Genomic DNA, 20,325 nt, shown 5'->3' with positions numbered 1-20,325 from the left:
ACGAAACACCTGTGATTGGGTGATCCGCGTCACTGGGGAGTGGCACGGGGCGTGGCCTGGGGAGGGGCGCCGATGCGATCGGTTCGCATACGGATTCTCGCGGTGCTGGTGGTACTGGCGGCCGTGGGTGTGGGCGGCTGGCAGTTACTGCCGTCCAGGGAGAACCACAACAGGACCCTCACGGTCGGGACGACGGACGCCGTCACGTCACTCGACCCGGCGGGCGCGTACGACGCCGGCTCCTGGGCCCTGTTCAGCAACGTGTTCCAGTCGCTGCTGACGTTCGAGCCCGGTGGCGCCGCCCCCGTGCCGGACGCGGCGAAGAGCTGCGGGTTCGTGGGCGCGGGACTGCACACCTATGTCTGCACCCTGCGTGACGACCTGACGTTCCCGAGCGGGAGCAAGGTGACCGCCGAGGACGTGAAGTTCTCCTTCGACCGGGTCAAGGCCATCAACTCCGAGGTGGGGCCCGCGTCCCTGCTCTCCACCCTCGGCTCGGTGGACGCCCAGGGCCTCAAGGTCACCTTCCACCTGTCCTCGCCGGACGCCACCTTCCCTTTCAAGGTGGCCACCGGAGCCGGGGCGATCGTCGACCGCACCCGCTACCCGAAGCACGCCCTGCGCAAGGACGCGGGCGCCGACGGCACCGGGGTGTACGTACTGAAGTCGTATACGAAGGACAAGCGGGCCGTCCTCGCGCCCAACAAGAACTACAAGGGCGCCGTCGAGGGGAGCGGCACGCCCACCGTGCTGCGCTACTACGCCACCCCCAAGGCGCTGGAGAGCGCCTGGAAGGCGAAGCAGGTCGACGTCGCGACGCGTCAGCTGCCGCCCGCGACGCTGGCCACCCTCTCGCCGAGCGACCCGGACCAGCACGTCACCGAGTCCGACAGCGCCGAGACCCGCAACCTCGTCCTCAACGTCCGCGCGAACTCACCGCTGCACAACCGCCTCGTACGGCAGGCCGTCGCCGTGCTGATCAACCGCGAGCAACTGGTCAGCCAGACCTACAAGGGGACGACCGATCCGCTGTACGGGCTGATCCCGGCGGGCATCACAGGGCACTCGACGTCGTTCTTCGACACCTACCCCAAGCCCGACGCGAAGAAGGCGAAGGCCCTGCTGACCGAGGCCGGGGTGTCGACGCCGGTGCGCTTCACCTACGGGTACGCCGAGGGGCGGGGCGCCGCCGGCGAGGAGGCCGCCGAGCTCAAGCGGCAGCTGGAGGCGAGCGGCCTGTTCAAGGTGGACATCAAGGGCTACGAGTGGACCGACTTCCAGAAGCGGTACGCCGAGGGCCGGTTGGACGCCTGGGCGGTCGGCTGGGTCGCCGACTTCCCCGACCCGGACACCTTCAGCACGCCGCTCGTCGGCACCGGCAACAGCATGAAGAACGGGTACAGCGACAAGGACGTGGACCGGCTGATTCAGGACAGTCAGCAGTTCGAGGACCGCAGTCGCACGTCCGACGACTTCCAGACACTGCAGGAAATCGTGGCCCGCGATGTTCCCGTGATTCCCCTGTGGCAGCGCAAGGAGTATGTACTCAGCAGTGAGGACGTCGGAGGCGGCCAGTATCTGTCGGACGGGACCGGTGTCTTCCGCCTCTGGCGGCTGGGCTGGATATGAGCCGGGCCGGATACGACACGTGACGTGATCTCGCGGGGTGGCCCCCCACCCCGGTGACATCGCGCTCTCGCCCGACGCGGCACCATGTGCGCACCATGTGCCGGAGGTGTGTGCGCGGTGAGGAGCTGAGGTGTTGAGACGCAACGCGTTCCGGCTGCCCCGGCATCCGGCGTCCGTCGGACTAGCCCGGCGCCGGGTACGCGACCATCTGCGGGACTGGGGCCACAGCACCGACGACCCGGCTCTCGCGGACGTCGTCCTGATCGTCTCCGAGCTCGTGACCAACGCCGTACGCCACGGACCCCTTCACGAAGGTCACGAAGGGGAGTTCGAGGTCGCGGTGACCGCCCTCGCCGACGGCTCCTGCTTCGTCGAGGTCTCCGACGAGGGCCTGGCCGCACCACGGCCGCGGCCGGTCTCCGTGGGGGAGGAGACCGGCCGCGGCCTGCACCTGGTGGAGGGCGTCGCCGTGGCGTGGGGGGTGTGGAGCCGGGGCCGCCACGGCAAGACCGTGTGGGCGCTCGTGGTGTCCGCGGCCCCGTGAATCACGGCGCCGGGGTCGAGCCGTACGCCGTCAGGAAGCGGTCGCGGAAGTCGTTCATCTTCCAGACCGGGGTGTCCTGCTGCGGCTGCAGGCCGTCCGCCCAGTTCCAGTCGGCGATCTTGTCCAGGACCTTCGGGTCCTTGGCGACGATCGAGACCGGCACGTCACGGCTGGCGTGGTTGCCGCTGACCCGGGCGATGGGCTGGTGGTCGCCGAGGAAGATCAGCACGGTGTTCTTGTTGCCGTACTTCACCAGGTAGTCGATGAGGCTCGACACCGAGTACTGGATGGACTTGCCGTACTCCTGCTTCGACTTGGTGGAGTCGGTGATGATGTCCCCGGGCTTCTTGCCGGCCTTCTCGATCGCGTTGTAGATCGAGCCGTCGCCGACCTGGTCCTGCGGGACCAGCGTGGGGATCGGCGCCCAGGGCTGGTGGCTGGAGGTCAGGATGATCGTCGACATCAGCGGCTTGTCGTGCTTCTTGCTGTGCACCAGGCGCTCGAAGGCGGTCAGCGCGTACTGGTCGGGCATGGTCGACCAGCTGAACTTCGGGCCCTTGTAGCCGAGTTTGTGGGAGTCGTAGAGCTTGTCGATGCCGTAGAACTTCTGCTCGGGCCACGCCTTCTGGACGCCCGGCATGACGCCGACCGTGTCCCAGGCGCCCGTCTTCTTGAACGCGCCGGGGAGGGTCAGGCGCTCGCCCGCGGTGACGGTGCGGTAGCGCTGCTGGTTGCTGATCCACAGGCCCGACAGGAACGTGGAGTGGCCCAGCCAGCTGCTTCCGCCGTACGTCGCCGAGGTCAGCCAACCGCTCTTGGCCGCGAACCCGGCCTGGGTCAGCTTCTCGTTCTCGGCGGTGAGCGTGGCGTCGACCCCGGGTGCCATGACCGGGTCCTCGATCGCGCTGCGGCCGTAGCTCTCGATGAAGGTGATCATCATGTCCTTGCCGCGCAGCCCGGTGAGCAGCTGGTCGGGCGGCGTGTCGGCGAAGTCGTCCTTCTTCGCGATCTTGGCGAACTCGGCTTCGTCCCGCAGCGTCCGCCGGACCTGCTCCGTCTTGAACTGGAGGGCCTGCATGGTGTGCTCCGAAGCGATGGGTATCCCCGCGGCGTACTGCACGCCCAGCGCCGCGCAGGTGACCCAGACGATGGCCAGCACCAGCGTCGTGCGGGTCGCCGTCTCGGTGTTCCGGGCCGCCAGGTTCCCCAGTCGGATCACCGACATCGTCGTGAGGGCGAGTACGGCGATCACGAGCGTCACGGCCAGGGCCGCGATGCCGAGCGCGCCACCCTTGCCGAACGTGTCCTGGAGGTACCCCTGCGCATCACTGAAGAGGGACCAGTCGAGGACGACGTTGAAGCCTCGCCCGAGGTATTCGTTGAAACCGATGTCGAGGAAGTTCACGACGGTCAGGGCGCCCAGGCCGAGCCCGGCGAGCACCGCCACGGCGATCCGCGGCCTGCGGGGCAGGACGATCAGCAGGGCGGCGCCGAAGATCGCCTCCACCGGGAGACGCACGAAAGCGGCCACCCGGATCTTGTCCGCCTGGGTCGGCATGAGCAGCGCGCTGACCACGACAGCGAGGGCCACGGCGGTGGTGGTCCACCAGAGGACGCGGGCCGCGACCGGGTACTTCTCCCGCCACCCGCCCCAGACCCGCCGCCACCGGCGTGGGCGGGGGGTGACCGCGCCCTCCGGAGCGTCGACGTCCGAGGCCTCCGCCCCGGGGCTTTCCGCCTCAGGAGCCTCGGCCCCAGGAGTCTCCGTCTCGGATGCCGTTGCCTCGGCCGTCCGAGCCTCGGGAGTCTCGGTCTCAGGAGCCTTCGCTTCCGGAACTTCAGGGACTTCAGGGGCTTCTGCGGCTTCCGGCTCGGGGTCGGCTTCTGCTTCCGCCTCGGCCTCCGGAGCTTCCGCCTCTGCGGCGTCCGCCTCCGGCGCTTCCGCCTCTGGAACGCTTGCCTCCGGGGTCTCGGCCTCCGCGGTCTCGGCCTCGGGGGTTCCCGCCTCCGGGGAGTCCAGGGGCGTGACCTCCTGCGAGGGCACGTCCTCCGGCGCCTCGTCCGTTTTCGACAGCTGTCGAGAGCTCGTGTTGAACGACAACCCGGCGGTCCTTCCGTGCGAAGCCCGGTGGTGGCGCGGCGGACCAGGCTGAGGTCGGGGCCGCCTTCTTCTGTTGGGTACGAGGTCGTACCGGCCGGTGTTCAATCATCCGGGTTTGCTTATGTTCAAGCGAGTCACCGAGCTTGTTCAAGCACCTCACTGTGCTTGTTAAAGCAGCTCACCGCGTCGGAAGCGTCACTGTGACCTCGAGCCCCGCTCCCGGCGCCGTCCGTACCGCCACGTCACCCCCGTGCGCGGCCACCACTCCCTGCACGATCGCCATCCCCAGCCCGCTGCCCGCACCACCGCCCGCCCGGAAGAACCGGTCGAAGATGCGCGCCGCGTCCTCCTCCGCCAGCCCGGGCCCCTGGTCCGCGACACACAGCCGTACGGTCCCGTCCTCCCGTTCGAGACCGAGCCGCACCGGCACGTCGGCGGGCGTGTGGGTGCGTACGTTGGCCACCAGGTTGCCCAGCACCTGCCGCAGCCCCGACTCGTCGGCGTGCACCAGCAGGGTCCCGTCGGCGCCCACGGTCACCGGACGCCCGGGCTGCTGGGCCCGCAGATCCTCGGCCGCGTCCCGTACCAGACGGCTCAGGTCGACGTTCTTGAAACGCAGCTCGGGGCTCTGGTCGAGGCGGGCCAGGATGAGCAGTTCGTCCACGAGGCGTCCCATGCGGTCGGCCTCGGCGTTCATCCGGTCCCAGGCCCGCCGGCGCTCACCCGGCTCGCGCAGCATCCCCTTCTCGTACAGCTGGAGGTAGCCGCGGATCGCCGACAGCGGGGTGCGCAGCTCGTGCGAGGCGTCCGCGACGAACCGGCGCAGCTGCGCCGCGCTGCGCTCGCGGGTCCGGTACGCCGATTCCACCTGGTGGAGCATGGAGTTGAGGGCGAGCCGCAGCTGTTCGACCTCCTGGGTCGGATGGTGGCTGGAGGGCACGCGCCGGGTGAGGTCGCCCTCGGCGATGGCGGACGAGGTCTCCACCATGTCCTCCAGTGGCCGCATCCGGCGGCTCACGCTGATCATGGTCAGCGCCGCGAGCAGCGACAACAGCAGGGTGCCGACGCCCAGATCGAGCTTGAGGGCCTTGGCGATGCCCTTGTGCAGGGCGTCGGTCGAGGCGGCGAGCAGCACGTACGTGCCGTCGGCGAGCCGGGCCCCGGTGACCCGGTAGGAGGCGCCGTGCACGGTCGTGTCGTGCAGGGCGGGGTCGTGCGCGAGGGCGCTCGGGTCGTCCACCGCGGCGGCCAGCGCACGCTGGATGTCGGTGGGCTTGAAACCGCCGACGCTGAGCGGGGTCCCGTGGCCGTCCACCGCCGCGAAGATCGAGTCCGGCTTGTCGGACCGGTCCGCGCCGGGGACCATCCGCTCGCGTACGAAGGCCAGCGCGGTGAGCGAGTCGATCTGGTGGAGGGTGAGCTGCGAACCGGTCAGCGACTCCCGTGTCTTGAACAGTTCCGTGTCGACCTGGTCGAGCAGGTAGTGCCGCATGCCCATCAGACTGACGGCGGTCGCCACGATGATGCCCAGCGCCAGCAACGCCACGTTCGCGAGCGTCAGCTTGCCGCGCAAGGAGTGGACCCCGTGGTGACGCCGAGGGCGCCGCACACTCACGTACGCGGGAATCCCCGCACAGAGGGCGAGCTCGGTCCGGTCTGCGGCTTCCGCGCGGGGGGAGGGCTCCGCATGCGCCGCGGCGACTCCCGGGTCCGGGGCTGCCGGGGTCATGCGAGGCCGTATCCGACGCCCCGGCGGGTCTGGATCACCGGGGGGCCGAGGGGTTCGAGTTTGCGGCGCAGATAGCTGATGTACGTCTCGACGACGGTCGACTCGGCGGAGTGTTCGTACTGCCAGACGTGCCGCAGGAGTTGCTCCTTGGGCACGATCCGGCCGCCGTTGCGGACGAGGAAGCGCAGCAGGGCGTACTCGGTGGGGGTGAGCTCCACCGTACGGTCCCCGCGGTGCACGGAGTACGTCGTCTCGTCCAGTTCGAGTTCGCCGTAGCGAAGCGGCGGGCGCTGGGGAAGGACGTCGTCGGGGCGTGTGCGGCGCAGTACGGCCGTGATCCGGGCGACGACCTCGTCGATGTTGAACGGCTTGGTGATGTAGTCGTCGCCGAAACCGAGCGCGCCGACGATCTCGGCGGGCGCGTCCCGCGCGGTGAGGAAGACGATCGCCAGGTCGGGCCGGCGCAGACGCAGTTCACGGCCCAGCGCCCGCCCGTCGCCGTCCGGCAGCATCACGTCGAGCAGCGCCGCGTCGGGGCGGGTGCGTTCGGCGAGCGTGAGCGCCTGACGGACGGTGCCCGCGGTCATCACCTCGAAGCGGTGGTAGCGCAGCGCGATGGCCAGGACGTCCGCGATGCTCGGCTCGTCCTCGACGACGAGAACGGTGGCCCCCTCGTGAGCGGTCATGCCCCCAGTATCCGCACGCGGGTCGCGCCAGGGGGCGGCTCCCCCTTTGGAGTTCCTTGAGAGTCATGGGCGGTCTGTGTCGTCGCTCGAGCGTGCCGGTCGATGGTTGGTCCCAGGACCTGGGGGACCAACCGACAACCGAACGACCGGCTGACCGGTCGACTAAGGAGCGTTGAGCGTGGCGACATTGGCACGGTGGTGCTATCGGCACCGGCTGGTGGTCCTGTTGCTGTGGGTGGGGGCACTGCTCGGGCTCGGGGCCGCGGCCTCGACCGCGGGCACGGATTACGCGAACGTCTTCTCCCTTCCGAACACGGACTCCAAGCGCGCGTACGACCAGATGGAGAAGGCCTTCCCGGAGCGCGCGGGCGACACCGACACGGTGGTGTGGAAGGTCGACACCGGAACCGTCCGGGACCAGTCCGTACAGTCCCGGATCCAGCCCGCGCTGGAGAAGATCGGCAAGATGGCGGGGGTCGGCGGCGTCACCAGCCCGTACGCGGGCGACCGGGGCGCGGCGCAGATCAGCGCCAACGGCAAGATCGCGTACGCCCAGATCACCTTCGCCGAACAGGCGAACGCGGTGCCCAAGGAACTGGTGCAGGACGTGGTCGACACCGCGCAGGGCGCCCGAGGCGGCGGTGTGCACGTCGAGCTGGGCGGTCAGGCGATCCAGCGCGTACAGGAACCGCCCACCGGACTCGCCGAGATGATCGGCATCCTGGCCGCGGCGGTCGTCCTCTTCCTCGCCTTCGGTTCGCTCTTCGCGATGCTGCTCCCGATCGGCATCGCGATCTTCGGGGTGGGCACGGGCCTGTTCTCCACCCAGCTGCTCAGCCATGTGACGTCGGTGCCCGACCTGGCTCCGCTGCTCGCCACGCTGATCGGCCTCGGTGTCGGAATCGACTACGCGCTGTTCATCGTCACCCGGCACCGGCGCGGCATCCTGCGCGGCATGGACCCGGAGGAGTCGGCGGTCACCGCCCTCAACACCTCCGGCCGCGCGGTGCTGTTCGCGGGCGGCACGGTGTGCATCGCGCTCGCCGGGATGCTCGTGACGAACCTGCGCTTCCTGGACGGCGTGGTCATCGGCACCTCGCTCACCGTCGTGTTCAGTGTGCTCGCGGCGGTCACCCTGCTGCCCGCGCTGCTCGGTTTCCTCGGCTCCCGGGTGCTCAGCCGCCGCCAGCGGCGCAAGCTGGCCGCCGAGGGCCCCGAGCCGGAGCGCGCCAGCGGCTTCGCGGCACGCTGGTCGGCGAGCGTCCAGAAGCGCCCGCGCTCGATCGCCGTGATGGCCGTCGTCGTCATGGCGATCCTCGCGATCCCGGTGCTGTCGCTGCGGCTCGGCGCGACCGACCAGGGCAACGACGACGCGTCGACGACGACCCGGCAGGCGTACGACCTTCTCGCGGAGGGCTTCGGACCCGGCTTCAACGGCCCGCTCCAGGTGGTCTCCACCAGCGGCGACACCAACAAGCTGGTGCAGGGCATCCGCGCGACCGACGGCGTCGCCCAGGTCGCGGCGCTGCCGCCCGCGCAGGGCGTCACGGTGATCCAGGTCGTACCGACCACGTCACCGCAGTCCGAGAAGACGGACCAGCTCATCGACACCCTGCGGGACAAGGTGATCCCGGACGCGGGGGCGCAGGCCCATGTCGGCGGTGTGACGGCGATCTCCAAGGACTTCTCGACCGTCACGGGTGACCGGCTGCCGCTCTTCATCGCCACCATCATCGGCCTGGGCTTCCTGCTGCTGATGGTCGCCTTCCGCTCCCTGGTGGTGCCCCTGACGGCCGCCCTGATGAACCTGATCGCGGCCGCCGCGTCCTTCGGCGTCCTCGTCGCGATCTTCCAGTGGGGCTGGGGTCTGAGCCTGCTGGGCCTCGGCAAGGAGGGCCCGATCAACGCCTTCCTGCCCGTCATCATGCTCTCCCTCCTCTTCGGCCTCTCCATGGACTACCAGGTGTTCCTGGTGAGTCGGATGCACGAGGAGTGGGTGCACACGAAGGACAACGCGCGGGCGGTCCGGGTCGGCCTCGCGGAGACCAGCCGTGTCATCAACTCCGCCGCCCTGATCATGGTCTGTGTCTTCCTCGCCTTCGTCCTCAGCGGCGACTCGGGGGCGGCGATGGCGGGCGTGGGCCTCGCGGCGGCGGTCGCGCTCGACGCGTTCATTCTCCGTACGGCGCTGGTGCCGGCCGCGATGCATCTGCTGGGCAAGTCCAACTGGTGGCTGCCGGCGGGTCTGGAGAAGCGGTTGCCGCACCTGGCGGTGGAGCCGGCGGAGGAGCCGGGGTCGCTGCCGCGGGCTTCGGCGGGAGGACCGACGGTCGTGCACGGCTTCGTCCGCGATGCGGAGGGCGCGCCGGTCGACGGGGCGGTCCTCACCCTGCTCAGCAAGGGCGGGCGTCAGCTGGACCGGGTGACCTCACTGGCGGACGGCTCGTACATCGTCTCGGTACCGGCGCCCGGCACGTATCTGCTGTCGGCGACGGCCTCGTCGTACGGCGCCCGCGCCCGGCACGTCATCGTGACCGACGAACCGCTGGTGCACGACCTGGAGTTGACGGAGGGGGAGGTGGACGCCGTCAATTAGCCTTCGGCTGCCCGGCCTTGAGGATTTCATCGACGTCGAGGGTGACCTTGGCGCCGATGGAGTCGGGCAGGGCGACGACCTCTCCGGGGGCGTGGACGCGGTGGCTCGCGTACATGTCTGCGGAGAGGTCGGTGAGCACGTGGAGACGCTGGTGCTTACGGTCGACGATCACGTAGACCGGGATCTTTGCCTTGGCGTATGCGCCGACCTTGGCGCGGAGGTCGTTCTCGTAGTTGCTGGAGGTGACCTCCAGGACGAGACGGAACGCGATCGGGTCGTAGCAGTTGTTCTCGACGAGGTGATCTTCAAAGTCGACGTCGACGACCGCGAGGTCGGGGATCGCATAGTCCTCGGCACCGGTGGGGAGCCAGAGCCCGAGTCCTTCGAGTACTTCGGTCTTGTCGCCATCCAGACCGGCGGCGACGAAGGGGCGCCTCAACCTGGACAGAGCGCGGGCGTGGGAACCGTTGGCAGGTGGGGTCACGGTGATCGAGCCTCCGATGATCTCGACGCGGTACCCCGGATTGCGGTCCATGAGCCGGTTCGCCTCGGCGATCAGCGGCCGGTCCTCGTGCGGTCGCTCGACAGCTGCTGCGGACATCACGTGCCTCCCATGGGCTGGTGTCGAGAACATCATCGTAGGCCGGACGTCTCCCCCATGTCCCGTATCACCGGCTTCACCCCAACGTGGAGCCCCGCCCCGGATCCGGCAGCATCTTCGTCATCCCCGGCAGGAAGTCCGTGAACAGCTCGTGCACCTCGTGGACGAGCGGGCGCAGGACGCGGAAGCGGGCCAGTGAGACGCCCCGGGTGGTGAGGCGGGCGCCGCGCTCGGCGAGCCGGTAGCTGCGTTCGCGCCCCTCCGTGCGGTCGAAGACCCAGTACAGGACGAGCCCCATCTGCGACAGCCACATCAGCTCGGGCAGGACGTCCCTCAGTTCCTCCGGAACCTTCGCCTTCGACCCGGCGAGCACCTCGCGGTGTATGGCGATGGCCTCCTCGCGCGGGCCCGCCGACTCGGGGGAGAAGGGGCTGAGCGGGCTCTCCGGGTCGGCGGCGTTCTTGAAGAACTGTGCCGCGAACTCGTGGTACGGCTCCGCCACGTCCAGCCACGCCTTCAGGACTCCCGCGATCCGCGCCTCCAGATCCTTCTCGCGCTCCAGGACCGGCCGGATCGCCGCCTGGTGCTCGGCGCCGATCCGGTCGTAGAAGCCCTGGATGAGGTGCTCCTTGCCGGCGAAGTAGTAGTACGCGTTGCCGACGGAGACCCCGGCCTCCTGGGCGATCGCCCGCATGGTCGTCTTGTCGTACCCCCGCTCCTGGAACAGCCGCAGCGCGGTCTCCAGGATCAGCGCGCGGGTCTGCTCGCTCTTGGCGGGACCCTTTTCCTGGGCCTTCCCGGGCGTGCTGGTGTCGTCCGGGCCGGGGCTGTCTGTCGGTGCTGGCACGGGAACAGAGCCTAACGAGTCGAACAGGAGCCCTCGTCACAGCCGGGAGGCAGGTACATCCACCCGATGCTCGGCTCGTACGCCCACCCGTCACCCCGCCGGTACGCGCCCCCGCCCCACCCCTGCGGGGCGTGCGCGGAGCGCCACTTCGCGGCGGCGAGCATCGCGCCCTTAGCGAGCCGGGCCCCGGCCGGGGTGCTCAGCCGGTGGGCGAGCGGCCGGTGCTCGCGCAGCGCCCACAGGCAGACGACCCAGGCGGCTGCCCCGCGGTAGACCTGACCGCCGTCCCCGACGACGGTGATCTCGTCGAGGGTGGCGCCGTGGTCGAGGGCGGGGAAGAGCGCCCTGGCCTGCTCGGAACCGGCCGGTACCAGCCGCAGCGGCACCAGCTGGGGCTGCTTGCCCAGCCAGTCGCGCAGAAGGGTGCACAGCGAGCACGAGGCGTCGTAGAGGACGGTGAGCCCGAGGACCGGGACGCCTGCGGCGTCCCGGTCACGGGTGGCCTCGAGGCCGGTCATGGTGCTCACGCCCCGGCCGCCGGCGCGACCCAGTCCGTCGGCGCGACGGGCGGCAGCTGCTCCCGCTCCATGACGCCCCGCCGCCGGATCTTGTTGAGCACGTACACGTTGCCGAGGTGCATGACCCCGAGGACGAGCAGGACGACGCCGAGCTTGGTCGACAGGGCTTCGAAGATCCCGCGGGTGTCGGTGATCTCGCCGTCGTCGCCGTTCAGATACAGCGCGACGAAGCCCAGGTTGACGAGGTAGAAGCCCACCACCAGGAGGTGGTTGACGGCATCGGCGAGCTTCTCGTTCCCGTGCAGCACGTCGGCGAGGAAGATCCGCCCGTTGTGGCTGAGCGTGCGCGCCACCCAGACCGTCAGCGCGATGCTGACCAGCAGATAGATGACGTACGCGACGACCGTGAGGTCCATGTCCCCACCCCTTCTTGAACGCGTTCAAAACGCTGTCGAGAAGGAATGTAGACCTGCTTTTGAACATGTTCAAGTCAGGAGGGAGCGAGGTGCGACGGAGTGAGGGGGGTCACGCCTGACGGCGGCCCAGCTCGGGCCGCTTGCCGTAGTCGGTGAAGCCGATGACGTTGCCCCAGGGGTCGGCGATCTCGACGGTCCAGCCGGTGGCGACCGGGAAGACGGGGGCGAGCGGCTGGATGCCCGCCGTGGCCAGCGCGTCGGCCGTGGCCCGCGCGTCCCCGACCTCCAGCCACACCCGTGCCGAGGCCCACAGCGGCGGCCGGAGGCCGAGCTCGTCCTCCAGTCGCAGCAGCAGTCCCGGCGTCTCCTTGCCGACCTTCAGCAGCGCGATCCCGGCCTCGTCGAGCCGGAAGGCCACCGGAATGCCGGCCCGCCCGTAGAACTCCACCGCGGCGCCGAGGTTCCCGACGGGCAGCAGTACGTTGTCGAAGCCGAGCAGCTCGTACGACACATCATCTGACATGCCATCAGATTAGGTACGGGCCGCGCCGGGAGACCGATGGCTGACCGTCCGGGTCCCCCAGGTGGTGCAAGGCCGAGCGCGCCGCGTGGTAGCCGCACATGCCGTGCACGCCGGGGCCCCGGCGAGGACCACGGCGGCCGCGAGACCGTTGGGCCCCGACCCCACCACGATGGCGTCCGGTGTCACCGCGGGATGCCGCCGGTACGGCGCATCCACCGCAGATAGGCGGGGGAAGGGGAACCCAGGCCGGTGGCGTCGTCGTAGCCGGGGACGGCGTGCAGGCCGTAGTCGCGGCCCAGGGCGTAGAGGACGTAGCGCTGCTGGTCGTCGGACGCTGCCTGGGCCGTCGGCGAGGGGCCGTAGTCGCGGACGACGGTGAGCGGGCCGGTACCCGCGGCGGCGGGGTGGTCGGTGACGTCGCGGAAGACCGGACTGCCGCCGAGCGCGTACAGCAGCGGGTTGGCGAAGCCCAGCGGATGGCCGGTCTCCTGCTGGGCGTCGGCCTGGAGCGCGGCGAAGGCGGGGGTGGCGGCGGAGGTGCCGCCGAAGCCCACGAGCTGGAAGGCGCCGCCGTCGGTGAGCCCCACCAGGACGGGCAGCGCGCCGTCGCCCTCCATGGCCACGTCGGGGGTGGTGCGCCGCACCGGGGTGCCGTGGTCGCGGGCGGGCGTGCGCCCGCGCTGGTACCAGGGCTGCGGGAAGTCGCCGGCGCCGCCTCCGCCGCCGAACGCGAACACTCCGGGGAGGGGGCCCCAGGCCTTGCCGGATGCCCGGGAGGCGGATGCACGGGCGGCGGAGGTGCTGTCGGTGAGGACCGACAGCTCGTCGCCCATGCTGGTCTCCCAGGCGTAGTTCCCGTGCCGGTCGAGGGCCAGGGTGGTGCCTCCGACGGAGGTGACCCAGGGTGAGCCGCTGGGGAAGTCCGCCTGGGCGGCGGTGGTCTTCGGGTCGCAGTTGACGCCGGTCTCGGCGGCGCCGGGCGAGGAGTCCCCGCAGTCCCCGGCGGCGAAGTACACCCCGATGCCCTCCGCGGCGGCCTGCTCGAACAGCAGGTTCCAGGCGTTCACGAGGTCCGGGGTCAGATGTCCGGGGTCGGAGTGGATGATCTCGGCCCAGGAGTTGGAGATGGAGTCGGCCAGGCGGTGGTCGATGACGGTGGCCTCGGCGTCCATGAGGTCGGCGTCGAGACAGGAGTCGGCGCCCATGTAGAGGACGTGCGCGTCGGGGGCGAGACCGTGGGCCATGTCGACGTCCAGGGCCTCCTCGCCGGCCCAGGACGAGGGAGGCGCACACGCGGAGCCCACGTTCCAGTCCTTCGGGGTGACCCGCTGGCTGTACTGGCCCGGACGGAAGGGGCGGTCACCGGTGGCACGGGCGTACCGGTCGGCGTCGGCGGGCATGGTGGGGGAGCCGTAGGCGTCGACGATGGCGATGGTGGTGCCCTTGCCGGTCGCGTGGACACCGCCCGCGCCGTACGCGTGACGCAGCTGCGCGGGGACGTACGGGCAGGGCGCGTACGTGGGTGTCGCGCCGTAGGCGGTCGGCAGGCCGGTGGCCGGGGTCCCGCCGAAGGAGGGGGAACAGACGGCGCCCGCGTCATCGGCGACGGTGGTGCCGGAGGGCCGCGGGTGCAGTGGGGTGGTGGTGCGGTGGGACTGCGGGTGGGCGGCGGCGGGCGCGGACAGCCCGGAGACGGCCACCACCTCGGTGCCCAGGGAGCTCGGGACGCTGAGGTCCCCGGACGGCGCGCTGACCGTCCCCCTGGCCGTGCGGTAGTGGTGGATGGGGCTTCCGAGCGCCTGCCGTACGGCTCTTTCGGGGCCGGAGACGTCCACGTAGTGCGCGGTGTCCCGGGTGACGGTGAGGCCGGCCCGGGTCAACCAGTCGGCCACGGCCCGGTGTTCGGCCGGTCCGAGGGCGAAGCGCCGCTGGTAGGCGGCGGGGGTGAGGAAGTGCCGGTAGCGCGGGCTGTGCGGGTCGGTCACCTGCCGGAGGAACGCGGCCAGGTCGACCGGGTCGCGGGAGCCGAGATAGAGGCGGGCGGTGAGGCGCTGGTCGGCCGGTACCGCGCCCGCGTCCGCGCCGGCGGTGGCGTATCCGGGACGCGAGCCGGACAGGGTGTGCCGGTGCGGGGAGGGGCCCGCGGCGTGCGCGGCGGGCGAGGCCAGCGCCGTACCCAGGAGTGCGGTGCAGACGGCGGCGGCGAGCGCGCCGGGGCGTATGCGCGGGTGCGCGGACATGGGTGAGCCCTTCTGGGGAGCCGAGGTGGCGTCCGGGCCGGACGTACGGAGGTCGCGGGCGGACGTGAAGAGGGGAGGCGCAAGGGTGGTGCGGGGTGGTCCCCGGTGTGAGGGGCTTTCAGGGGCCCTTCAGGTACGCAGCGTGCGTCCCCGGTGCAGCGTTCCGGTGATGCCGGTGAAGCGGAGGTCGATGCCGAGTCCGTCGCGCTCGGCGTGCAGGTGCAGATGGGGCTCGGTGGTGTTGCCCGAGTTGCCGACCTCGCCGAGGAGTTGGCCCGCGCGCACCCGGTCGCCGGTGGTCACCGTCACGGTGCCCGGCCGCAGATGCGCGAGTTTGACCAGTTCACTGCCGGTGTCGATGAACACGTGGTTGCCGTAGGGGGGTTCGTAGCGGATGGTGCCGGGGACCTGGTCCGCGTAGTCGTCGGCGGCGGAGACCACGTCCCCGTCGCACGGGGCGTACAGCTTCGCGCCGTAGATCAGGTAGGCGTCCGGCGTCGCACCGGAGCGCAGCCGGGCGCCGCGCGCGCCGACGCCGATGACGTCGATCGCCCCGCGCTGTTCGGGGTGGGGCGTGTGGTGGTTCAGGCCGGGGCCGCCGCCCTGGGCGATGAGCCAGGTGCCGTCGCGCAGCGGGAAGCGCAGGGGCGCCGACAACTCGGCCCCCCAGTGGTGGCGTCGCGCCCACACCAGATACCCGGCGACGCCGCCCAGCAGGACAACACCGGTCACGAGCTCCGTGCCCGGGTGACCGGCGGACAGCGAGGGCAGCCGCCAGGCCGAGGCGAGTGCCACGGGGCCGCCCGCTTCCATGGCCCGGCGCAGCCACCAGGGCAGCCGGGCGGGCGTGAGGCGCCCCTCCATGAGGAGATGGGCGGCGGCCACGATCAGGACGTCGCCGCACCAGCCGGTCACCGACGAGGCGGTCCAGCAGGCCGCGACGCGCACGGCCAGCAGCACGCACCACAGGGCCCAGCCCACGGCGATGCGTGCCCCGGCCGGGACGCGCAGCCGGGGCGGCCGGTAGGGGCCGGGGGCGAGGCGCAGGTTGGTGAGGCGTCCGCCGGCGTCCGCGGTGGCGAAGGCCAGGGTCCGTCCCGCCGTTCCCTGGACCACCAGCCCGTCCGGGCCGTCCGTGACCGAGCGCAGGTCTCCCACGTGGGCGAGTGTCGCCCCGACCACTTCGTGCAGCCGCCGGTCGCCCACGGCGTCGACGACGCGCGGCGCCAGCTCGCCCCACTGCCCGGGGTCGGCCAGGAGGAAGCGCTCCAGGGCGCGGGCGGCTTCGGCGCTGTCGTGCCTAGGCATCGGCCGCCCCGTCCCGAGGCGCGAGGGCGGCGAACGCGGAGACCGTGGCGGGTCCGGCGCCGACGGTACCGGCGGGGCGCAGCCGTTGGGCGAGGCGCGAAGTGACGTCGGCCGCACGCTCTTTGAGGGACCGGTAGTCCTCGTCCCGCAGGCAGGTGCAGTCCGCGCCGATCATCAGCAGCCCGAAGCACACCAGTCCCATGCAGGCCATGATGCCCAGGTGCATGCCCTCCAGCGCCAGGGTGTCGGCCTTCCGCACCCAGGCGCGGGCGGACAGGATCGCGAACGGGAGCGCCAGTTCGGCGAAGACGGTGAAGTAGCTGACCGCGGTGCCGACATAGGCGTTGCCCATCGCGTGCGCGTACGTCGACGACATCTGGAAACCCGTGATGCGGCTGATGTAGTACATGGCGACGCCGTCCTGCCACATCTTCCCGGTGATCTTCCAGTAGCCCGCGGCGAAGTACAGGACCGCGGTCTGGAAGACGATCAGATACGCCGCCAGGTTGTGCACGACCGTGCCGGCCGACGGGGCGCTGTGGGCCCGCAGTCCGGCACGCCTGGCCTTGGCCCCCGGCGCGAAGTAGGCGTTGGAGACGGTGAAGACCATGAAGAGGACGAGGATCTGGGCGAGGTTGTCACCGCCCTCCAGCACGTCCTGGTTGCGGTTGTGCAGCGACCACATCAGCACGGCCTGGGCCACGGTCAGCACCCTGCCGCCGCACACCATGAAGGCGGCGGAGACCAGGATCGTGGCGTGGAAGACGATCTCGAACCAGACCGTGGAGTGGCTGAAGAGATAGAGGGAGAAGGCGCCGTGGGGCAGCGCCGCCTTCGCGGTGTGGATCGAGTTGTAGGAGTCGGGGCCCCACAGGAACCGCCGGTTTCCGTAGTCGGCGAGGCAGTACATGACCGTGGCCAGCCCGATCACGATCCGCAGCAGCGCGATCCCGATCAGCCGGTGTTCACGGCTCGCCATCCGTAGCAGCCCGGCATCGATCCGCGCCGGCCCGTACTTGGCCCATCCGCGCATCAGCGGGCCACCCCCGGAACGTAGTCCATCCACGACGTCTCCAGAATTCCCTTGCTTTTCTCTTCGGGTTTCGGAGTCACATAGCGCTCCGAGAAAGGAATGATGGGCCTGGTCTTGAAAGCGGCTTTGACGGACACGATGTCCGCCCCCGGGTACATCGTCGCGGCCCGGGCGGAAAGGAAGCGCTGGATCTCCTGGAACTCTGGCACGTACTGCTTGTCCAGATCGGCTTGAGCCGCCTTGCGCTGCGCCGCGGGAAGTTTTTTTAAATCCGTCACCATGCGTGCGTACCGATTGGCGGCGGCGTCGAATGCCAGCGGGATGCCAGGAAGCTTCGTCGGATTCAGCGGGAATGCGCGCGGGGCGCGGTCGATGGCCTGCTCGATTTCCACCGGGCTGGTCTGCACGACCTGGTCGGAATCGGCGGTCCGCATGCGCACCGTCAGGTAGATGAGGTCGTCGTTTCGCCGGCGAGATGGTGCGCATGACGCGGCAGATCTCTGGCTGCCGCAGGAAACAGTGAGGCCTCATCCGGGAGAGTGGTCAGCTCGGCCGGAGAGAAGAAGTTGCACCTGTCCCCCGTCGAGGCGCGCCGCCGAGCGTCCGGGAATCTGCAGAATTCCCTACCGCGTACGCCGGCCGTCCCGATCGAAGGCCCCCGGTGGTCAGTCGGGGCGCCTTTCCCATGAGAAACCTATCAAGAGGCCAATCGCCCCTCAATGGCGAATTCGACTACGGAGAGCAAGGTCCTTCCGTACCCTCAGGGGAACCTCATATCGATGAGGTTTTCTTTACTCTGGGGCGCCTTCACCCGCCTCGGCGCGGGCGATACACAACGGAATCATTGCTTCCAACGACAAGCTTTTACCGGCGGCCCTACGCCCGGCGCGTTCTCCACGCTCCGGGAAAGGCCGAAAAACACGGTCCGTCAACGACTGCGGGCCCCGCTCCCACAAGGGGAACGGGGCCCGCGGCGCCGTACGACCGGAAGGCCGGCCGGAAGATCAGAAGCGACGCGTGATCAGCGCGCGCTTCACTTCCTGGATCGCCTTCGTGACCTCGATACCGCGCGGGCAGGCGTCCGTGCAGTTGAACGTGGTGCGGCAACGCCACACGCCGTCCTTGTCGTTGAGGATCTCCAGGCGCTGCTCGCCCGCTTCGTCACGGCTGTCGAAGATGAAGCGGTGCGCGTTGACGATGGCGGCCGGACCGAAGTACTGGCCGTCGTTCCAGAAGACCGGGCAGGACGACGTGCACGCCGCGCACAGGATGCACTTGGTGGTGTCGTCGAAGCGCTCGCGGTCCTCGGCGGACTGCAGACGCTCGCGCGTCGGCTCGTTGGTGTCCTTCGTGATCAGGAAGGGCATCACATCGCGGTACGCCTGGAAGAACGGCTCCATGTCGACCACGAGGTCCTTGAGGACCGTCAGACCCTTGATGGGCTCGACCGTGATCGGCTTGGCGGGGTTGATGTCCTTGATCAGCGTCTTGCAGGCGAGGCGGTTCTTGCCGTTGATCCGCATGGCGTCCGAGCCGCAGATGCCGTGCGCGCAGGAGCGACGGAACGTGAGGGTTCCGTCCTGGTCCCACTTGATCTTGTGGAGGGCGTCGAGGACGCGCTCCTTCGGGTCGATCTCCAGCTGGAAGTCTTCCCAGACCGCCTCCGCCGCGACCTCGGGGTTGAAGCGGCGGATGCGGAAGGTGGCGGTGATGTACGGCGAGTCGGCGAAGCCCGCCTCGGGCTGGCCGGCGCTGTCCGCCTTGTCGAGGGTCGGGGTAGCCATCAGTACTTACGCTCCATCGGCTGGTAGCGGGTCTGGACGACCGGCTTGTAGTCGAGACGGATGGACTCGGTGCCGTCGTCGCCGACCTCGCGGTACGCCATGGTGTGGCGCATGAAGTTGACGTCGTCGCGGTTCGGGTAGTCCTCGCGGTAGTGACCGCCGCGGGACTCCTTGCGGGCGAGCGCGGAGACGGCCATGACCTCGGCCAGGTCGAGCAGGTTGCCCAGCTCGATGGCCTCGAGGAGGTCCGTGTTGAACCGCTTGCCCTTGTCCTGGATCGAGACGTTCCGGTAGCGCTCGCGCAGCTCCGCGATCTTCTCGACCGCCGTCTTGATCGTCTGCTCGGTGCGGAACACCATCACGTTGGCGTCCATGCACTCCTGCAGCTCCAGGCGCAGCGCGGCGACCCGCTCCGTGCCCGTGGAGTTGCGCAGGTGCTCGACCTGCGAGACGACCTGCGAGGCCGGGTCCTCGGGCAGCTCGACGTAGTCGGCCTTCGCCGAGTACTCCGCGGCGGCGATGCCGGCACGGCGCCCGAACACGTTGATGTCCAGGAGCGAGTTGGTGCCGAGACGGTTGGCGCCGTGCACGGACACACAGGCGACCTCGCCGGCGGCGTACAGGCCCGGCACGACGGTCGTGTTGTCGCGGAGCACCTCACCCTGGACGTTCGTCGGGATGCCGCCCATGGCGTAGTGCGCGGTGGGCTGGATCGGGATCGGGTCCGTGTAGGGCTCGATGCCGAGGTAGGTGCGCGCGAACTCCGTGATGTCCGGGAGCTTGGCGTCCAGCTGCTCCGGCGGGAGGTGCGTGAGGTCGAGGTAGACGTGGTCGCCCTCGGGACCGCAGCCGCGGCCCTCACGGATCTCCGTGTAGATGGAGCGCGAGACGACGTCACGGGACGCGAGGTCCTTCATGACCGGCGCGTACTTCTCCATGAAGCGCTCGCCGTCCTTGTTGCGGAGGATGCCGCCCTCACCGCGGGCGCCCTCCGTCAGCAGGATGCCCATGCGCCAGATGCCGGTCGGGTGGAACTGGAAGAACTCCATGTCCTCCAGCGGCAGTCCACGACGGTAGACGGCCGCCTGGCCGTCACCCGTCAGGGTGTGCGCGTTGGAGGTCACCTTGAAGAACTTGCCGGTGCCGCCGGACGCGTAGATCACGGCCTTCGCCTGGAAGACGTGGATCTCGCCGGTCGCCAGTTCGTAGGCGACCACACCGGCCGACTGCTTGACGCCGTCGACCTCGGTGATCAGCTGGTCGAGGACGTAGAACTCGTTGAAGAACTCCACGCCCTCCTTGACGCAGTTCTGGTACAGCGTCTGGAGGATCATGTGGCCGGTGCGGTCCGCGGCGTAGCAGGACCGGCGGACCGGGGCCTCGCCGTGGTTGCGGGAGTGACCGCCGAAGCGGCGCTGGTCGATCCGGCCCTCGGGCGTCCGGTTGAAGGGAAGGCCCATCTTCTCCAGGTCGAGGACCGAGTCGATGGCCTCCTTCGCCAGGATCTCGGCGGCGTCCTGGTCGACCAGGTAGTCACCGCCCTTGACCGTGTCGAAGGTGTGCCACTCCCAGTTGTCCTCCTCCACGTTGGCGAGCGCGGCGGCCATGCCGCCCTGCGCCGCGCCCGTGTGGGAGCGGGTGGGGTAGAGCTTCGTCAGCACGGCGGTGCGGCTGCGCTTCGTCGCCTCGATGGCGGCGCGCATGCCGGCGCCGCCGGCGCCCACGATGACGGTGTCGTACTTGTGGATCTGCATGAGTCGGTTACCTCAG

General features: G+C 70.0%; 17 protein-coding genes. 3 read left to right on the top strand and 14 right to left on the bottom strand.

The window, feature by feature from the left end:
• Positions 1–72 precede the first annotated feature (72 nt).
• Positions 73–1,629: an ABC transporter substrate-binding protein gene (locus tag ACZ7M3_RS08150; RefSeq protein WP_472061668.1), complete on the top strand. Its 1,557-nt coding sequence runs from the start codon at positions 73–75 to the stop codon at positions 1,627–1,629.
• A 130-nt stretch (positions 1,630–1,759) separates the two neighbouring features.
• The gene (locus ACZ7M3_RS08145) at positions 1,760–2,173 is read left to right on the top strand and encodes an ATP-binding protein (RefSeq protein WP_472061666.1); all 414 of its coding nucleotides are present in this window, start codon (positions 1,760–1,762) and stop codon (positions 2,171–2,173) included.
• Position 2,174: 1 nt separating this feature from the next.
• Here ACZ7M3_RS08145 and ACZ7M3_RS08140 read toward each other — a convergent pair whose 3' ends face one another.
• From ACZ7M3_RS08140 to ACZ7M3_RS08130, 3 genes are all read right to left on the bottom strand, one after another.
• Positions 2,175–4,274 carry a sulfatase-like hydrolase/transferase gene (locus ACZ7M3_RS08140; RefSeq protein ID WP_472061664.1) on the bottom strand — a complete coding sequence of 700 codons (2,100 nt, stop codon included), beginning with the start codon at positions 4,272–4,274 and terminating at the stop codon, positions 2,175–2,177.
• Between the two features lie 178 nt (positions 4,275–4,452).
• Positions 4,453–5,889 (bottom strand): sensor histidine kinase, encoded by a 1,437-nt coding sequence (locus ACZ7M3_RS08135; protein ID WP_472062188.1) that lies wholly within the window; start codon positions 5,887–5,889, stop codon positions 4,453–4,455.
• 110 nt (positions 5,890–5,999) lie between these two features.
• Positions 6,000–6,689 carry a response regulator transcription factor gene (locus tag ACZ7M3_RS08130; protein ID WP_054233711.1) on the bottom strand — a complete coding sequence of 230 codons (690 nt, stop codon included), beginning with the start codon at positions 6,687–6,689 and terminating at the stop codon, positions 6,000–6,002.
• A gap of 187 nt (positions 6,690–6,876) precedes the next feature.
• Here ACZ7M3_RS08130 and ACZ7M3_RS08125 point away from each other — a divergent pair, with 187 nt between their 5' ends.
• The gene (locus ACZ7M3_RS08125) at positions 6,877–9,285 is read left to right on the top strand and encodes an MMPL family transporter (RefSeq protein ID WP_472062186.1); all 2,409 of its coding nucleotides are present in this window, start codon (positions 6,877–6,879) and stop codon (positions 9,283–9,285) included.
• Here the strand turns inward: ACZ7M3_RS08125 and ACZ7M3_RS08120 are convergent.
• The 11 genes from ACZ7M3_RS08120 to sdhA form a co-directional block, all read right to left on the bottom strand.
• Positions 9,278–9,886 (bottom strand): Uma2 family endonuclease, encoded by a 609-nt coding sequence (locus ACZ7M3_RS08120; RefSeq protein ID WP_097224999.1) that lies wholly within the window; start codon positions 9,884–9,886, stop codon positions 9,278–9,280. The genes ACZ7M3_RS08125 and ACZ7M3_RS08120 overlap by 8 nt on opposite strands.
• 76 nt (positions 9,887–9,962) lie before the next feature.
• Positions 9,963–10,733 (bottom strand): TetR/AcrR family transcriptional regulator, encoded by a 771-nt coding sequence (locus tag ACZ7M3_RS08115; RefSeq protein WP_472061662.1) that lies wholly within the window; start codon positions 10,731–10,733, stop codon positions 9,963–9,965.
• Positions 10,734–10,744: 11 nt separating this feature from the next.
• The gene (locus tag ACZ7M3_RS08110; protein WP_472061660.1) at positions 10,745–11,251 is read right to left on the bottom strand and encodes a thiol-disulfide oxidoreductase DCC family protein; all 507 of its coding nucleotides are present in this window, start codon (positions 11,249–11,251) and stop codon (positions 10,745–10,747) included.
• Between the two features lie 5 nt (positions 11,252–11,256).
• Positions 11,257–11,667: a hypothetical protein gene (locus ACZ7M3_RS08105; RefSeq protein ID WP_067366694.1), complete on the bottom strand. Its 411-nt coding sequence runs from the start codon at positions 11,665–11,667 to the stop codon at positions 11,257–11,259.
• A 109-nt stretch (positions 11,668–11,776) separates the two neighbouring features.
• Positions 11,777–12,190: a VOC family protein gene (locus ACZ7M3_RS08100; protein WP_472061658.1), complete on the bottom strand. Its 414-nt coding sequence runs from the start codon at positions 12,188–12,190 to the stop codon at positions 11,777–11,779.
• Positions 12,191–12,372: 182 nt separating this feature from the next.
• The gene (locus ACZ7M3_RS08095) at positions 12,373–14,430 is read right to left on the bottom strand and encodes a S53 family peptidase (RefSeq protein WP_472061656.1); all 2,058 of its coding nucleotides are present in this window, start codon (positions 14,428–14,430) and stop codon (positions 12,373–12,375) included.
• Positions 14,431–14,559: 129 nt separating this feature from the next.
• A complete protein-coding gene (locus ACZ7M3_RS08090) occupies positions 14,560–15,738 on the bottom strand; it encodes a M23 family metallopeptidase (protein ID WP_472061655.1) in 1,179 nt (392 codons plus the stop codon).
• Positions 15,731–16,771, bottom strand: coding sequence for a hypothetical protein (locus tag ACZ7M3_RS08085; RefSeq protein WP_472061653.1), 1,041 nt, complete (start codon positions 16,769–16,771; stop codon positions 15,731–15,733). The genes ACZ7M3_RS08090 and ACZ7M3_RS08085 overlap by 8 nt, the downstream gene beginning before the upstream one ends.
• Positions 16,771–17,211 (bottom strand): DUF5819 family protein, encoded by a 441-nt coding sequence (locus ACZ7M3_RS08080; RefSeq protein ID WP_472061651.1) that lies wholly within the window; start codon positions 17,209–17,211, stop codon positions 16,771–16,773. Before ACZ7M3_RS08080 ends, ACZ7M3_RS08085 begins: the two co-directional genes overlap by 1 nt.
• Positions 17,212–17,775: 564 nt before the next feature.
• Positions 17,776–18,555, bottom strand: coding sequence for a succinate dehydrogenase iron-sulfur subunit (locus tag ACZ7M3_RS08075; RefSeq protein WP_054233703.1), 780 nt, complete (start codon positions 18,553–18,555; stop codon positions 17,776–17,778).
• The gene (gene sdhA / locus ACZ7M3_RS08070) at positions 18,555–20,309 is read right to left on the bottom strand and encodes a succinate dehydrogenase flavoprotein subunit (RefSeq protein ID WP_452964520.1); all 1,755 of its coding nucleotides are present in this window, start codon (positions 20,307–20,309) and stop codon (positions 18,555–18,557) included. The genes ACZ7M3_RS08075 and sdhA overlap by 1 nt, the downstream gene beginning before the upstream one ends.
• Between the last annotated feature and the right edge of the window lie 16 nt (positions 20,310–20,325).

The sequence above is a fragment of the Streptomyces sp. NPDC111656 genome (assembly GCF_055656965.1).
The sequence above is the reverse complement of the archived record's forward strand: the minus strand, read 5'-3'. Positions and strand labels throughout refer to the sequence as shown.

What these genes read in the sequence shown, in the direction of transcription:
- ACZ7M3_RS08085 (WP_472061653.1), bottom strand. Translation starts at nt 16,771, where the DNA reads ATGCGCGGATGGGCCAAGTACGGGCCGGCGCGGATCGATGCCGGGCTG.
- ACZ7M3_RS08130 (WP_054233711.1), bottom strand. Translation starts at nt 6,689, where the DNA reads ATGACCGCTCACGAGGGGGCCACCGTTCTCGTCGTCGAGGACGAGCCG.
- ACZ7M3_RS08100 (WP_472061658.1), bottom strand. Translation starts at nt 12,190, where the DNA reads ATGTCAGATGATGTGTCGTACGAGCTGCTCGGCTTCGACAACGTACTG.
- ACZ7M3_RS08090 (WP_472061655.1), bottom strand. Translation starts at nt 15,738, where the DNA reads ATGCCTAGGCACGACAGCGCCGAAGCCGCCCGCGCCCTGGAGCGCTTC.
- ACZ7M3_RS08095 (WP_472061656.1), bottom strand. Translation starts at nt 14,430, where the DNA reads ATGTCCGCGCACCCGCGCATACGCCCCGGCGCGCTCGCCGCCGCCGTC.
- ACZ7M3_RS08105 (WP_067366694.1), bottom strand. Translation starts at nt 11,667, where the DNA reads ATGGACCTCACGGTCGTCGCGTACGTCATCTATCTGCTGGTCAGCATC.
- ACZ7M3_RS08150 (WP_472061668.1), top strand. Translation starts at nt 73, where the DNA reads ATGCGATCGGTTCGCATACGGATTCTCGCGGTGCTGGTGGTACTGGCG.
- ACZ7M3_RS08120 (WP_097224999.1), bottom strand. Translation starts at nt 9,886, where the DNA reads ATGTCCGCAGCAGCTGTCGAGCGACCGCACGAGGACCGGCCGCTGATC.
- sdhA (WP_452964520.1), bottom strand. Translation starts at nt 20,309, where the DNA reads ATGCAGATCCACAAGTACGACACCGTCATCGTGGGCGCCGGCGGCGCC.
- ACZ7M3_RS08075 (WP_054233703.1), bottom strand. Translation starts at nt 18,555, where the DNA reads ATGGCTACCCCGACCCTCGACAAGGCGGACAGCGCCGGCCAGCCCGAG.
- ACZ7M3_RS08110 (WP_472061660.1), bottom strand. Translation starts at nt 11,251, where the DNA reads ATGACCGGCCTCGAGGCCACCCGTGACCGGGACGCCGCAGGCGTCCCG.